This is a genomic window from Pseudomonas sp. JL27(2026) (assembly GCF_056933555.1).
Genome location: NZ_CM167794.1, coordinates 2,342,648 through 2,357,133, shown reverse-complemented (window position 1 = coordinate 2,357,133; position 14,486 = coordinate 2,342,648). Strand labels below are relative to the sequence as shown.

The 14,486-nt window shown below is 60.9% G+C and carries 13 protein-coding genes; 12 read left to right on the top strand and 1 reads right to left on the bottom strand.

Annotation, left to right across the window (positions count from 1 at the left end; translation table 11 throughout):
• The first annotated feature begins 24 nt into the window (after nt 1-24).
• The 12 genes from AC1Z1G_RS10935 to AC1Z1G_RS10880 all read left to right on the top strand — a co-directional run bounded on the left by AC1Z1G_RS10935 (nt 25) and on the right by AC1Z1G_RS10880 (nt 12,368).
• The gene (locus AC1Z1G_RS10935) at nt 25-657 is read left to right on the top strand and encodes a DUF1842 domain-containing protein (protein WP_483626931.1); all 633 of its coding nucleotides are present in this window, start codon (nt 25-27) and stop codon (nt 655-657) included.
• A gap of 53 nt (nt 658-710) precedes the next feature.
• Nucleotides 711-1,301, top strand: coding sequence for a DUF1842 domain-containing protein (locus AC1Z1G_RS10930; protein ID WP_483626930.1), 591 nt, complete (start codon nt 711-713; stop codon nt 1,299-1,301).
• Nucleotides 1,302-1,449: 148 nt separating this feature from the next.
• Nucleotides 1,450-2,910: a GDL motif peptide-associated radical SAM/SPASM maturase gene (locus AC1Z1G_RS10925; protein WP_483626929.1), complete on the top strand. Its 1,461-nt coding sequence runs from the start codon at nt 1,450-1,452 to the stop codon at nt 2,908-2,910.
• Nucleotides 2,911-3,096: 186 nt separating this feature from the next.
• A complete protein-coding gene (locus tag AC1Z1G_RS10920) occupies nt 3,097-3,510 on the top strand; it encodes a VOC family protein (protein ID WP_483626928.1) in 414 nt (137 codons plus the stop codon).
• 83 nt (nt 3,511-3,593) lie between these two features.
• Complete coding sequence (locus AC1Z1G_RS10915; protein WP_483626927.1) at nt 3,594-3,926, top strand: YceK/YidQ family lipoprotein; 333 nt, start codon at nt 3,594-3,596, stop codon at nt 3,924-3,926.
• Between the two features lie 57 nt (nt 3,927-3,983).
• Nucleotides 3,984-5,222, top strand: a complete 1,239-nt coding sequence (locus tag AC1Z1G_RS10910) for an MFS transporter (protein ID WP_483626926.1) — start codon at nt 3,984-3,986, stop codon at nt 5,220-5,222.
• A gap of 71 nt (nt 5,223-5,293) precedes the next feature.
• Nucleotides 5,294-5,791, top strand: coding sequence for a sigma-70 family RNA polymerase sigma factor (locus tag AC1Z1G_RS10905; RefSeq protein WP_483626925.1), 498 nt, complete (start codon nt 5,294-5,296; stop codon nt 5,789-5,791).
• Nucleotides 5,792-6,766: a FecR domain-containing protein gene (locus tag AC1Z1G_RS10900; RefSeq protein WP_483626924.1), complete on the top strand. Its 975-nt coding sequence runs from the start codon at nt 5,792-5,794 to the stop codon at nt 6,764-6,766.
• A 101-nt stretch (nt 6,767-6,867) separates the two neighbouring features.
• The gene (locus AC1Z1G_RS10895; RefSeq protein WP_483626923.1) at nt 6,868-9,300 is read left to right on the top strand and encodes a TonB-dependent siderophore receptor; all 2,433 of its coding nucleotides are present in this window, start codon (nt 6,868-6,870) and stop codon (nt 9,298-9,300) included.
• A 64-nt stretch (nt 9,301-9,364) separates the two neighbouring features.
• Nucleotides 9,365-10,561, top strand: coding sequence for an ABC transporter substrate-binding protein (locus AC1Z1G_RS10890; RefSeq protein ID WP_483626922.1), 1,197 nt, complete (start codon nt 9,365-9,367; stop codon nt 10,559-10,561).
• Nucleotides 10,558-11,619: a FecCD family ABC transporter permease gene (locus tag AC1Z1G_RS10885; protein WP_483626921.1), complete on the top strand. Its 1,062-nt coding sequence runs from the start codon at nt 10,558-10,560 to the stop codon at nt 11,617-11,619. The genes AC1Z1G_RS10890 and AC1Z1G_RS10885 overlap by 4 nt, the downstream gene beginning before the upstream one ends.
• Entirely contained in the window at nt 11,613-12,368 is a 756-nt protein-coding gene (locus tag AC1Z1G_RS10880) for an ABC transporter ATP-binding protein (protein WP_483626920.1), read from the top strand. The genes AC1Z1G_RS10885 and AC1Z1G_RS10880 overlap by 7 nt, the downstream gene beginning before the upstream one ends.
• Before the next feature lie 55 nt (nt 12,369-12,423).
• Here AC1Z1G_RS10880 and AC1Z1G_RS10875 read toward each other — a convergent pair whose 3' ends face one another.
• Nucleotides 12,424-14,484, bottom strand: coding sequence for a TonB-dependent receptor (locus tag AC1Z1G_RS10875; protein WP_483626919.1), 2,061 nt, complete (start codon nt 14,482-14,484; stop codon nt 12,424-12,426).
• Nucleotides 14,485-14,486: the final 2 nt, after the last annotated feature.

The window sequence follows — 14,486 nt, the reverse complement described above, 5'->3', positions numbered from 1 at the left end:
CTTTCTATTGCAATGGAGGCAATTATGTCTGGTTCTCATCAACACGCTGTCGGTTTGTTCCCGCTCTGCTATCGGATTGGCACTTCGGCGGCAGGCGCGCAAAACCTGGCACTCAATCTTTTGGTTTTCACACCCGAGCAAACGGTAAGCGGCACTGCTGCTATCACTCAGGCAACCAACCCGCCACTGGATGTGCATTCCGATGTCTGGGGTGAATACACCTACCTGACCGTCATGAAACCCGGTGTCAGCAAAATCCTGATCACCGCGCAAGGTAACCAGGGCGGCACAGGCTCGAACTCTATCGTGAATTTCAAGTTGCATCTGGTGGTCGGTAGCGACTGGAAAGAAGGCGTCGCCAACTACGAGTACTTCAATGGTCAGCGGTGGGTCAAGGTCAATGCTCCCGCCCATCTCGTCGAGTCCGTGCCCTCCTACGCCCATTCACTGCCTTTGGAACCCGGCCCGGTGATTCCGGCGTATTCGCCGATGATGCCGCTGTACGCCGCCCCGATTCAGAGTGCCATTGCCAGCGGCGACCTGGCCCAGATGAAAAGCCTGGCGGGCCTTGCCAAACAACAGCTGGACCAGCAACCACAGTTGCAAAGTGCGCTTGAGGCGGCCAAGGCAGAAATCAGCAGGCAGGAACGCCGCTGACCGGCAACTGAACGTGCCTGGCTTGTCCTGAATACAATTAAGGGAGTTGCACCATGTCAATTGGACTTTTTCACACGCGCCTCAACGTTACCAACTCGCTACTCGGCGCACCGGTTTTAACCCTGGATCTGCTGGTGGACACCGTCAACAAGAAAGTCAGCGGTGTAGCCAGCATTTTTCAAAGCACCTACCCACCCCTCAACTTCCGTGCCCGGGTCTGGGGTAGCTACTCCGAGGCCAAACTGATCCCCGAGGCGGAAAACCACATCATCCTCACCCTGGATGGCAGCCCAAGCGGCCCTTACAGCCAAATCGCCCAGACCTTTGACCTGCGGGGCATTTTAGGCGCCGACTGGGCCAGCGGTTATGCCAGCTACAAGTACTACGATCAGGACCACTGGACTGCCGTGAAGCACGCAGCTGTCAGCCAGGCCCCGGCCCTGCACCCGGAACACCCGGAGCACCCGTACCATCCTCACGTGCCGCTCTACGCCGTCGCGGTACAGCAAGCGCAAGCCAGCGGTGACCTGGCGCAACTCAAAGCCGTGGTGAGCCAGGGTGAACAGCAATTGGCCCACAGCGGTGCCTTGCGCAACGCGCTGGAGCAGTTGCACGCAGAAATCGCCCGTCTGGAAGCTCGCTAGCCCGTCAGACCCGGGCTCGGCCACACCACTCACGGCCCGGCCCGGGTTCTCAATACCCGAGGTCAATCCGATTGCGCCCTCGATGCCTGGAACGGCGCACACATTCCATGGATTGGTGCCGCGCCCAGCCTGCGCGCAAGGATTTCCCATGTCAGACAGTCTCCCCGCTCGCTACCTCAGTGAAAACGACCTCAAACGCTACGTCCCCGTTCACGTGGTCTGGGAAATCACCCTGGCCTGCGACCTCAAATGCCTGCACTGCGGCTCACGCGCCGGCCATCGACGACCCGACGAGTTGAGTACCCAGGAATGCCTGGAAGTGATCAATTCACTGGCGGCCCTCGGTACCCGCGAAATCACCCTGATCGGTGGTGAAGCCTATTTGCGCAAGGACTGGACCCGACTCATCCAGGCCATCCATGACCACGGCATGTACTGCGCGATCCAGACCGGCGGACGCAACCTGACACCCGCCAAGATGCAGGCTGCCGTGGACGCCGGGCTCAATGGCGTGGGGGTTTCGCTCGACGGCCTGGCCCCGATGCATGACGCGGTGCGCAACGTTCCCGGCTCGTTCGACAAGGCCGTGGACACCCTGCGGCGCGCCAAACAGGCCGGGCTGGCCATCAGCGTCAACACGCAGATTGGCGCCGCGACCCTGGCCGACTTGCCGGCGCTGATGGAAGTGATCATCGACGTCGGGGCCACGCACTGGCAGATCCAGCTGACCGTTGCCATGGGCAATGCCGTGGATCACCCGGAACTGCTGCTGCAACCCTACCAATTGCTGGAAGTGATGCCCTTGCTTGCTCGCCTCTATCGCGAGGGTCTTGAGCGCGGATTGCTGATGAACGTGGGCAACAACATCGGCTACTACGGCCCTTATGAACACATGTGGCGTGGTTTCGGTGACGAACGCGTGCACTGGACCGGCTGCGCGGCCGGGCAAACCGTGCTGGCGCTTGAAGCCGACGGCACGGTGAAAGGCTGCCCGTCATTGGCGACCGTCGGTTTCTCCGGTGGCAACGTGCGCAACATGAGCCTGCACGACATCTGGCACTACAGCGAAGGCATGCATTTTGGTCGCCTGCGCGGCGTCGATGACCTCTGGGGTTACTGCCGCAGTTGTTATTACAACGATGTTTGCCGAGGGGGCTGCACCTGGACCTCTCACTCCCTGCTCGGCAAGCCTGGTAATAATCCGTACTGCCATTACCGGGCGCTGGACCTGCAAAAACAGGGGCTGCGCGAGCGCATCCTCAAACTGGAGGACGCAGCGCCTGCCTCCTTCGCCGTCGGGCGTTTCGACCTGATCACCGAACGTATCGACACCGGTGAGAAGGTCACGAGTGTCAGTGACAGCGGGCAAGTGATCAAACTGGCCTGGCTGAACCAGGGCCAATCCTCTCCCGACGAAGGACGCCTGCCCACGCAATTGGCGCTATGCCGTGGCTGCCTGCAATACATCCATGAACACGAAGTGGTCTGCCCCCACTGCGCCGCCGATGTGGGCGAAAAAGAAGCCCTGCATCAGGCCGATCGCGCCCGGCAACTCGCCATCATGAATACCCTCAAGGGGTTGCTGGGGTTACCGCAAAACACGCTGTAGTGCAGGCGATAACCGCGAGGGGCGCCCGGCGCGCGCCCCTCGCACGGGATAAACGGTAGCGGCTCTCTGGCCGAGGCCAGCAATACTGAATGGACGCTCCGCCGTGGCGGACCAGAGCAACACATCGCGCAATCCTTCACCCGTCATGGAGCGTAAACCCTGATCCCGGCGTTCCTGGAGTCAACCATGAAAATCAATCCCTACCTGATCTTCAACGGTGATTGCAAAGAGGCGTTCACCTTCTACGCACAGTGCCTGCACGGCACCATCGAAGCCATACTGACCTTCGGCGAAACACCTGCCCGCGACCACGTCCCGGAAGGCTGCCGGGACCGAATCATCCATGTCCGCCTGCTCGTAGGAGACCAGGTGCTCATGGGCTCGGACACGACACCCGAGCGCCCCTACAACGGCATCAGCGGCTGCTCGGTGTCACTGAACGTCACCCGCATTGCCGAGGCAGAGCGAATCTTCACCGCACTGGCAGACCGGGGCACGGTGCAAATGCCGCTGGAAGCAACCTTCTGGGCCGTACGTTTCGGCATGCTGGTGGACCGCTTTGGCGTGCCGTGGATGATCAACTGCGAGGCCGAGCAGTGAGCTGACGTACCTCGACGCAGCGGGTGCTGGTCGACGGCCAGGGCCCGCCACTACTCCCGGCCCTGAACGCGGGTCAGTAGCATTTGGCCTGCCCCGATGAGAAACTGCGCGCCCTCAACACGCTAAGGAACGGCATCATCAAAGCGCTCAGCTCCCTTCTGATACTCTCGGCCATTACCCTGTCCGGCTGCGGCACATTCATCGCACGAGTCAGCAGTTCGTACACCGGTTACGACTATTACAAGGGCACTCAGTCCAACATCGAATTGCTGACCACCCGAGGCGCCACCGGCTATGACGGCTACGCCACCATCTTCTGCTGGTTCTCCATTGTCTGCCCGGTCGTTGCCATCACAACCCTCCCCGTCGACGCCGCACTCGATACCGTATTACTGCCCTACGACGCCATGAATTGAAACCGGCGCCAGCACCGCTGCGGGCTTGATACCGCATAACCAGACCGAGGCTGTTCAATGTCCCATGCCGGTGCCGCTCAAGGTGAGCGAATCAGACTGCTGATTTACCTGTTGTTTGCCATCCAGTTGGTCTCCATGGGCGCAATGGAAATGAGCGGCCCGTTCTGGCCGGTTCACTTTCGCGAGCTGACCTCAACACCCGGCCTGTTCAGCTTTGCCAGCATTGCGGTGTACATCGGCCCGATGCTGGGCATCATGCTGACCAGCACATTCTGGGGGCGTATCGGCGACCGTTATGGTCATAAATGGATGATGGTCCGGGCCTTGGCGGGGCTGTCGCTGACCCAGCTCGGGCTGGCGTTTGCGACAGATGTCTGGACGATCCTGGTGCTGCGCTTCCTGCAGGGAGCCTGCGCCGGCTACATCGCACCGGCCCAGGCCTACGGGGTCAGCATCGAAGTACCGGCCCGCCGCGCGCGACTGTTCGCGATACTGCAGATTTCGACCAACGTCGGAGCCGTGCTGGGGGCATTGGTGGGTGGACTGATCCTCGATTACGCGACGTTTTTCTGGATCAACTTCACGGCCTCGCTGCTGTGCGCGCTGTGTACCGTGGTCGCGGCGCTGACCCTTCCGGATGTGCCGGCAACCGTGAAAAAAGCTCCGGATGTGCACGCATCGAGCAGCGCCCACCGTCGCTCAACGCTCTGCGCCCTGGCTCCCCTGCTGACCATCATGGGCATCCTGCTGCTGGCTCGAATGCTCCCGCAAACCTCGTTTTCACTTTATCTAGGCACCCTGTTCGGTGTCAGCAACGGGCTCGTCGGCCTGTGCTATGGCTTGCTGGCATTGGGGTTTATCGTCTCGGCGACTCGCTGGTCGAAGTATTTCGAACACTGCTCACCGTCCCGGACCTTACAACGCATGACCTGGGTTGTGGGGGGATGTGTGGGAGTGACCGCGCTGACAGCCATTACCCGCAACCCGGCACTGTTTGCCGGTGCTTATTTCATTTGGGGTGTTTTGCTGGGAGCTACCACGCCGGTGCTGATGGCCCTGATCTCCAGATCCGCCGACAGCAGCGAACAAGGCCGTGTGCTGGGCATGGCGCAAAGTACCGCGCAGTTCGCCGCGATTGGCGGTATCGCAGTGGGCGGTTTGTTGAGCCAGCACGTTGGCCTGCAATACACCTATCTGTTCGTTTGCCTGGCGTACGCCGTCGCTTTGGCGGTGCTGGTCGCCTTGCGCTACCGGATGAGCGTCGTGCAGCCTGGCCTACAACCGTCCGATGATTGAACGCTTGCGCGGTGGGTTCGCTCTACACTAGCATTGGGAATACTTCTCAATTACAAACAATCGACCCCTCCATGAGCGATGCACACCACCTGCGCACTGTCGAAGCCCTCTATAGCGGCCATCACGGCTGGTTGTATGCGCGACTGCGCAAAAAGCTGGGCAACGCGCTGGATGCGGCGGACCTGACCCACGACACCTTTACCCGGATCCTCGCCTCCCGAGTGGCGGTCATCGAAGAACCACGCGCCTATTTGAGCTGCGTAGCCAAGGGCATTCTCGTCAACTGGTATCAGCGCAAGGCATTGGAACGCGCCTACCTCGAAGCCCTCGCGCTGATGCCCGAGCCAGAAACCCCCTCGGCGGAAATGCGTTACCTGATCCTGGAAACGCTGCACGAGATAGACGCCATGCTCGACACCCTTCCTGCCCCGGTAAAGCGGACCTTTCTGTTGTCACAAATTGCCGGGATGAAGTATGAGGACATTGCCGGGCAACTTGGTGTCTCGCTGATTACCGTCAAGCGCTACATGAAACAGGCATTCCTGCAATGCCTGGCGCTGGTGGAATAGATGCCGGCCCCGCACAACCCGAACGCCGACCTGCGGGCCCTCGACGAGGCCGCCGACTGGCTGATGCGCTTGAGCGAAAGCAATGTAAGCGAGGCGGACAGAGCCGAATGGGAGCGCTGGCGCACCAGCAGCCCGCAACGGCACCGCGCCTGGGCGCGGGCGCAATTGTTGCTCGGTAAATTGGGAGGGCTGCCGCCAACACTGGCAATGTCGACCCTGGATCGCCCCAGCAACCCGAGCCGTCGGGCCGCCGTGGCAAAACTCGCGACGTTGCTGGCGCTGCTCCCGACCGGTTGGGGGAGCTGGAAACTACTCGAGTCGCAACACTGGACAGCCGATGTTCGCTCAGCGGTCGGCGAGCGTCGCGACCTGACCCTGGCCGACGGCTCGCGGGTCACACTGAACACCAACACGGCCATCGACGTGCGATTCGACACCGACCAGCGCCTGATCCAGCTGCATCAAGGCGAAATCCTCGTGCAGACCGCACCGGACATCTCGCCCCGTGCCCGACCTTTTCTGGTCAGTACCCGTGAAGGCCGGATGCAGGCGTTGGGCACCCGATTTACCGTCCGCGAGTACGGCGCCCGTACCCAACTGGCTGTGCTGGAAGGTGCCGTGCGGGTCGATCTGGCCAATGCAGGGCGCGAGGCCCCGCTGATCGTCAACGCGGGGCAGCGCACGGACTTTTCCACCGAGCGCTTCGAACCACTGTCCCCGGCAAGCGCCTCCATCGGCGCCTGGGCCCAGGGCATGTTGATGGCCGACAACCTGCGCCTGGTCGACTTCCTGGGTGAACTGGGGCGTTATCGCAAAGGGTTCGTGCGCTGCGACCCGGCGATCGCCGACCTGCGCATCTCCGGTGCCTTTCCCATCAGCGATACCGAGCGCACCTTGAAGATGCTGGTGCAAACCTATCCGGTGGTGGTGACCGGGCACTTGAACGGTTATTGGGTAATGCTCTCGGCGGCTTGAACCCCACGCAAAATAAATCTGTCCGGGGGTGATACTTTTTCCGATCTCGGCTGGCCAGGGAAGGAAGCACTTCTCAACCTTGTCGAAAGAGTCATCACGCCATGTCTGTTGCTCGCCCCCTGCCTTCGGATCGCTCACTCAAACCGGCACTGCGCCGTGCACTGCTTAGTCTCGCCCTGACAGCTGCCGCCAGCCCCTGCAGTTGGGCGGCTGCGCCTGCACAACTGGATACCGTTGCCCCGCGCACCTACCACATTGCACCTGGCCCTCTGGGTTCGACACTGTCGGGGTTTGCCATCGACGCCGGCATCGCGCTGTCATTTCAACCCTCGCTGACAGACGGCCTGACCAGCGCCGGGCTGTCCGGACGCTTCACCGCGCAAGAAGCCGTTAGCCAATTGTTGGCTGGCAGCGGCCTGGAACTGGTGGCCCGCCCCGACGGCAGTTACACCCTGGTCAAACGCCCCGCCGAAACGGCTGGTGGCCTGACCCTTTCCGAAACCACTGTCAGCGGCACCGACGGCCGCCCCGACAGCCTGCCGACGGTCTACAGCGGAGGTCAGGTGGCCCGTGGCGGGCGGCTTGGGTTACTGGGCAACAAAGATGTCATGGATGTGCCATTCAACGTCAGCAACTACACCGCCACCCTGATCAAGGACCAACAGGCGGTCACTGTCGCCGATGTGCTGGAACGCGACTCCTCGGTGCGCTCCACCGGGCAGACCGGGGGTGTCGTTGATTCGTTCTTCATTCGCGGGTTCCCGGTGGGCGAAGGCAATCTGGGGGAACTGGCGTTCGACGGCGTCTACGGTGTGGCGCCCAATTATCGGGTGTTCACCGAATATGCCGAACGCGTCGAAGTGATCAAAGGCCCCGGCGCCTTGCTCTACGGCATGTCACCCAACAGCGGGGTTGGCGGCGTGATCAACATCGTCCCCAAGCGTTCGCTGGACGAAGACCTGACGCGCTTCACCGCCACCTACGCCACGGATTCACAAGTTGGCGGGCACCTGGACTTGAGTCGGCGCTTCGGTGATGAACGCCAGTTCGGTGTACGCATCAACGGCAGCACCCAGCAAGGTGACACCTCGATCGACAAGCAATCGCGGGACGTCGACATCGGCGCGATTTCCCTGGACTACCAGGGCGAGCGACTGCGCACCAGCCTGGATCTGATCAGTCAGCAAGAACAGTTCGATGCGCCCTCGCGGCCATTCCTGATCGCCCGTGGCGTCGATGTTCCTTCAGCCGCCCATGGCAGCAAGAACGTGACCCAGGATTGGGGCTGGGCCGAAACCCGCGACAAGGCTGCGCTGCTGAGCACCGAGTACGACCTGAACGAGGCCGTAACCCTGTTTGCCCATGCCGGGGGCGGTAAATCGGACGTGGCGCGACTGTCCGACCAGACCCCGACCATTCTCAACAGCGCAGGCGATACCTCGTCGATTCCGGGGTATTACAAATTCGAAGTCAAACGCTACACCGTCGATGCCGGCGCACGCGCCCGTTTCGACACCGGACCGGTCAGCCACGCCGCCACCCTGCAAGTCACCCGTTATCGCGACGAACTGTCCAGAGGCATACTGTCCGGCCCGGCAATCCTCTCGAACATCTATCATCCGGTGGATCGCCCCAAACCTTCCATCGCCACCCCGGATGCGTTGAAGGTGTCCGAAACCCAACTGTCCGGCGTGGCACTGGCCGACACCCTGTCGGTGCTGGATGAACGCCTGCAAGTCACCCTGGGCCTGCGCAAGCAAGATATTCAGTCCGACAACTACAACACGGTCGGTGCTGTCACCACCTCCTACGACAAGAGCGCAACAACGCCTTTGTTTGGCGTGGTGGTCAAACCCTGGGACCACGTATCGTTCTACTACAACTACATCGAAGGCCTGAGCAAAGGCGATGTCGCCCCGTCCACGGCGTCCAACTCGGGGCAGATCTTTGCCCCATATATCTCACGGCAACAGGAAGTCGGGGTAAAGGTCGACTACGGCACTTTCACCTCGACGCTGAGCCTGTTCCAGATCAAAAAGCCAAGCGGCGAACTGGCCGATGGCGTGTTCTCGGTCCAGGGCGAGCAACGTAACCGCGGCGTCGAATTGAACCTGTTTGGTGAGATCGCCGAAGGCACCCGCCTGCTCGGCGGTATCACCCTGCTCGACGCCGAACTGACCAAAAGCGGTACGGCCGCTAACCGTGGCAACAAACCGGTGGGCGTGCCCGACACCCAGGCCAATCTGTGGGCCGAGTGGGACACGCCGTGGATCGAAGGCCTGACGCTGACCAGCGGCGCCATCTATACCGCCAGCCAATACGTCAACCAGGCGAATACCCAGGAACTCGACCCCTGGACCCGCATCGATGCCGGTGCGCGCTACACCACCACACTCGACGGTCGGCCGACCACGTTGCGCGCAACCGTGCAGAACGTGTTTGACCGTGAGTACTGGTCGGGAGTCGCCTCGTATGGCGCCTTCTCCCAAGGCTCGCCGCGCACCCTGCAACTGTCGGCCACCGTCGACTTCTGACCCCCCTCAGCCTGTGCAACGGCGTGAGTCGTTGCGCACGCTGCCCCAGGCCGAGATCTTTGCCATGGCATTTTTCCCTCAGCATCGCCGCGTGCTCGCAACCCTGTTGTTCGGTGGGTTGCTTGGTGCGGCACTGTTTTGTTCCGTCAGTCCGCGCCCTGTGCTCGCGGCCAGCGCAGACAACGACCCTGCACTGACGCGTGTCACCGACCTGCTTGGCCGTGAGGTCAAGGTTCACCTGCCCGTCAGGCGCGTGATCCTGGGCGAAGGTCGTCAGTTGTACCTGGTCGCGGCGCTGGATACGCACAACCCGATCGAGCGGATTGTCGGTTGGCGCAAGGACTTGATCCAGTCCGACCCGGACACCTACAACGCTTACCAGCGGGCATTTCCCGACATCGCAAAGATCCCGGCATTTGGCGGCTTCGAGGATGGCACGTTCGATATCGAGCAAGCGATTTCCCAGCAACCCGATGTGATCATCCTCAACATCGAGGCCCAACACGCCACCGAAGACGCCCGCTACATCGAGAAGCTCGACGCACTGGGAATTCCCGTGGTTTACGTCGATTTTCGCAACAACCCGATGCAGAACACCGAGCCAACCATGCGCCTGTTCGGCCAACTGTTCGGCAAGCCGCAACAGGCCGAAGCATTCATCGCATTTCGCAACGAGCAGATTCGTCGCGTCACCGAGGTCATTGCCGCCAATCAACCGCCACGCCCGAAGGTGTTCATCGAACGTATTGGCGGCTACACCGACGATTGCTGCCTGAGTTTTGGCGATGAGAACTTCGGCCGGTTCGTCGACATGGCCGGCGGCGACAACATCGCCAAACACATCATTACCGGCACCTTCGGGCAATTGAACCCCGAGCAGGTAATTGTCGCCAATCCCGATCAGGTGGTGGTCACCAGCGCCAATTGGGAGGCGTTCGCGCCGTCAGGTCACTGGGTCGGCCTCGGCCCCGGTGCCGACCTGAAAGAAGCACAGCGCAAATTGCAGTGGTACACCCGGCGTGCGGCCTACAGCGGTATCAAGGCCCAGCACGAACATGAGTTCCACGCGATCTGGCATCAGTTTTACAACAGCCCTTATCAGTTCGTGGCGATCCAGCAACTGGCCAAGTGGTTTCACCCCACGCTGTTCGCCGATCTTGATCCCGAAGCTGCATTTCGCGAACTGCATCAACGCTTCCTTCCCGTGCCTTACGAACCGGGTTACTTCGTCAGCCTGAAACCCTCGCAGGTCACGCCATGAACTCCCCGGATACGACACACATTGCCCAAAGCGCTATTTACCGTCACCGCGTGCTGCGAAAGCGCCTGGTCCTGGTGGCGCTGGTGTTGCTGTTGATATTCAGCGTGCTGCTCGACCTGGCGCTGGGGCCGGCCCGCTACCGTTTGGGCGAAGTGCTGAGTGCATTGTTGTCACCGGACACGGCGGCGGCTCAGGTCCGTGTGGTGATGTGGGAGATCCGCCTGCCCGTGGCCCTCATGGCGGTGGCGGTCGGCGCCGCGCTGTCCCTGGCCGGCGCGCAGATGCAGACCATCCTCAACAACCCTTTGGCCAGTCCGTTCACCCTCGGCATTTCCGCCGCCGCCAGTTTCGGCGCGGCCCTGGGCCTGGCCTTCGGGGTGGCGCTGTTTCCACTGGCGGCGCAGTACATGGTGCCGATCAACGCGTTCATCATGGCAATGCTCTCGGCCCTGCTGATCCACTTCCTCAGCCTGCGCCGTGGCGTCACGGCCCAAACCATCGTCTTGCTGGGCATTGCGCTAGTGTTCACCTTCAATGCGTTGCTCGCGCTGGTGCAGTTTTTCGCCACCGAACAGGCAGTCGCCGCCGTGGTGTTCTGGACCATGGGCAGCCTGACAAAAGCCACCTGGCCCAAGCTCGCAGTGATTTGCGCCGTGATCCTGATCACCCTGCCGATTTTCGCCCACCGCGCCTGGGCCATGACCGCCCTGCGCCTGGGCGACGACAAGGCCGCGAGTTTCGGCATCAACGTGCGGCGCCTGCGATTTCAGACGCTGATCATGGTCAGCCTGCTTGCCTCATTTCCGGTAGCGTTCGTCGGCACCATCGGCTTCATCGGCCTGGTGGGGCCGCACATCGCCCGGATGCTGATCGGCGAAGACCAGCGCTTCTTTCTACCGGCGTCCCTGCTGACTGGCGCGCTGATCCTCTCCGCCAGTTCGGTGGTCAGCAAGACATTGATTCCCGGGGCGATCTTCCCCATCGGCGTGGTCACCTCGCTGATCGGCGTGCCCTTTTTCATCGCGTTGATCCTGGGCGGGAAGAAACAATCATGGTGACCCTTCAACTAGAGAATATCGGCGCCCGTTACGACAATCGCCCGATCCTGTCAGGCATCAGTACCGGGACCTTTACCGCCGGCCAGGTGATTGCGGTGGTAGGACCGAACGCAGCGGGCAAATCCACCCTGTTCAAACGCATGGCCGGGCTGCTCGAAGGGCCCGGACGGGTGATCGTGCAGCACTCGAAAAAAGGCCCCGACAGCATTTGTTATATGCCTCAGGGCCTTAATGGCAGTGCCAGGCTGACGGTTTACGAATCGGTGCTGTTGGCGCGTAAACAGCAAAGCCCCGGCTGGGTGGTACAGGATGATGAACTCAAGCAGGTGGATCAGGTGCTCGATGCACTGGGGATCAGCGCACTGTCGTCACGCAATCTGAGTGAACTCAGCGGTGGCCAGCAACAACTGGTCTCCATTGCCCAGACCCTGGTGCGCGAACCGGAGATCCTGCTGATGGACGAGCCAACCAGCGCACTGGATATGCACCGTCAGGTGCAGGTGCTGAACTTCATGAAGTCCCTTGCTCGGCGTCGACAAGTCATTGTGTTTATCGCGATCCATGACTTGAATCAGGCCCTGCGGTTTGCCGACCAGGTGCTGGTGATCGCCAACGGCACCACTCAGGGCAGCGGCCCCAGTGAAGAGGTGATCACGGTGAGGATGTTGCGAGAGGTCTATCGAGTTGAAGCCCGGATAGAGAAATGTTCCAGGGAGCTGAGCCATATCCTGATCGACGATATCGTCTGAAGTGTCCCGCAGCACTGAAACCAGACGCGGGGAGCACTCCCCGCGTCGAGACGGTTTACAGGTCGTAACGCAGCACCACGCCAAGGGTGCGAGGGGCACCCACATCAATAGTGTCGCCACTGCGGTTGTTGGTGACGTACTCCTTGTCGAACGCGTTTTTCACAAAGCCGGACACGGCAACGTTTTTGGTGATTTTGTATTCAGTGTTGAAGTTGACCAACACATGGTCATCGCTGTTACGCTCCCCGATCACCTTGCCAGCTGCATTGAATTCGTACTGCGAAGGGCTGCCGTCCTGATAGGTGACATCGGTATTGAAAGTCAGCCCGTTCTCGAACCGATAAGTGCCGCCCACCGAAAGTTTGTACTTGGGCGAATTCAGGAACGACTCGCCGCTCATGTCCTGCCCGTTGCCGGTGACGAATTTCTTGTATTTGCCATCGGTGTAAGCGCCACCGGCAGTCAGTGTCAGTTGGGTGCCGAGGTCTTTTTCGACGAAGACTTCCAACCCCTTGATGTCACTGCGACCGGCGTTGAAGACTTGGACGAAACGTCTATCGCTGCTCAGTATGCTGACCTGCTGGTCCTTCCAGTCGGTGTAGTAGATGTTGGCCCGGGCACGCAGGCTCTTCTCCTGCCAGGAACCGCGATAGGACAGCTCGTAATTGGTGGTGTATTCAGGATCGTAGGCCTTGTGCCCCCCACCAGCACGCACGTTGACGCCGCCACCACGGTAGCCCTTCTGCACCATGAAGCCGACGTACTGATCAGCCGCCAGCTCATAGTCGATACCGATTTTCGGCAGTGCGGCATTGAACGACTTGCTGACCTTGCCCGCACTGGAGAAGTCATCCTGGCTGATGTCAGTGTCGTTCTGTTCGTGGTCGAAACGCAGGCCGGTAATCAAGGTCCAGCGCGGTGCGAAGGTCCAGTTGATTTCTCCGAACAACGCCTGGTTTTCGATCCGTGTGTCACCCTTTGAGGTCCCGAAGAGCTCGTTATCGAACATCAAGCGGTCATGGAAGTTGTTGGTCGTGTGACCGTAGTAGGCACCGACGAAACTGCGTACGGAATCGGACTGGTAACCCAGGCGCAGCTCCTGGCTGAACAGGTCCCCGTCCTGTTTGCGCAGGATGACTTCGTTCGAGTTGGCAGTCTCGTCGAAGTCCAGTCGGGCGCTGTAGTCGGAACGGGTGTTGGCGGTCAGGCTGGTCAGGGTCCAGGCCTCATTGAGGCGGTAGTCCACTTTGGCGCTGAGGGTGTCCTGCTTGAGGTTGTCGAATGCCGCCGTGTTGGACGCGACCTTGTAATAACGCACCTTGTCATTCAACCGCATCACCGAATTGTCACCCTGACGGTTTTCGCCGTGGGCGTAAGTCAGCAGTACATCCACATCGTCATTGGGCAGAATCAGCAATTTGCCGCGAACATTGCTGGTACGGCGCGGGTTGGCATCGTCGTTCAGCGTGACGTTGCGGATGTAACCGTCGCCCTCCTGAGAATCCACGGCAATGCGCCCGGCGATCTTGTCGTCGACGATTGACCCGCCGCCTGCAATGGCCGCACCGCGCTCGCCATAGTTCCCCACATTGGTTTGCGCCGACAGCGACGGCTCGAAGGTCGGATTCCGGGTTTGGATAACGACAGCACCGGCCAGCGAGTTACGACCCTGGGTGGTTGACTGTGGGCCGAGAAAGACCTCGACCTGCTCCGCGTCCCAGAGCCCAATAGGGCTGAGCGTGAGGGCGCGGTTGGGTTGCTGCGCACCGTCGATGTACACCGAAACGGCACCGTTGAGCGTCGCAGGGCCCTGGTCATCGAACCCGGAAACCGGAACGCCACGTATCCCCCAGTTTTCATTGCCTGCCTGGTTGTAGACACCGGGCGTACGGGCAAATACATCTACCAGGTCCTTGTCAGCGTGCTCACGCAGTTTCTCATGGGTGACGACCACGACACTGGACTGTGTCTGCTCAAGCGTACGGCTGATTTTTTCGCCCGTAACAGTGATCGGTGCGATCTCCAGGGTGGTCGCCGCCTCTGCCGCATACCCACTGCTGGCCAGACAGAATGCCGACCCCACCGTCAACGCCATTGTAGTTTTTTTGAAATTCACGC

Excerpts from the sequence above, each read along its gene's own strand:
- AC1Z1G_RS10935 (WP_483626931.1), top strand. The coding sequence starts at position 25 with ATGTCTGGTTCTCATCAACACGCTGTCGGTTTGTTCCCGCTCTGCTAT.
- AC1Z1G_RS10930 (WP_483626930.1), top strand. The coding sequence starts at position 711 with ATGTCAATTGGACTTTTTCACACGCGCCTCAACGTTACCAACTCGCTA.
- AC1Z1G_RS10925 (WP_483626929.1), top strand. The coding sequence starts at position 1,450 with ATGTCAGACAGTCTCCCCGCTCGCTACCTCAGTGAAAACGACCTCAAA.
- AC1Z1G_RS10920 (WP_483626928.1), top strand. The coding sequence starts at position 3,097 with ATGAAAATCAATCCCTACCTGATCTTCAACGGTGATTGCAAAGAGGCG.
- AC1Z1G_RS10910 (WP_483626926.1), top strand. The coding sequence starts at position 3,984 with ATGTCCCATGCCGGTGCCGCTCAAGGTGAGCGAATCAGACTGCTGATT.
- AC1Z1G_RS10905 (WP_483626925.1), top strand. The coding sequence starts at position 5,294 with ATGAGCGATGCACACCACCTGCGCACTGTCGAAGCCCTCTATAGCGGC.
- AC1Z1G_RS10900 (WP_483626924.1), top strand. The coding sequence starts at position 5,792 with ATGCCGGCCCCGCACAACCCGAACGCCGACCTGCGGGCCCTCGACGAG.
- AC1Z1G_RS10895 (WP_483626923.1), top strand. The coding sequence starts at position 6,868 with ATGTCTGTTGCTCGCCCCCTGCCTTCGGATCGCTCACTCAAACCGGCA.
- AC1Z1G_RS10890 (WP_483626922.1), top strand. The coding sequence starts at position 9,365 with ATGGCATTTTTCCCTCAGCATCGCCGCGTGCTCGCAACCCTGTTGTTC.
- AC1Z1G_RS10885 (WP_483626921.1), top strand. The coding sequence starts at position 10,558 with ATGAACTCCCCGGATACGACACACATTGCCCAAAGCGCTATTTACCGT.
- AC1Z1G_RS10880 (WP_483626920.1), top strand. The coding sequence starts at position 11,613 with ATGGTGACCCTTCAACTAGAGAATATCGGCGCCCGTTACGACAATCGC.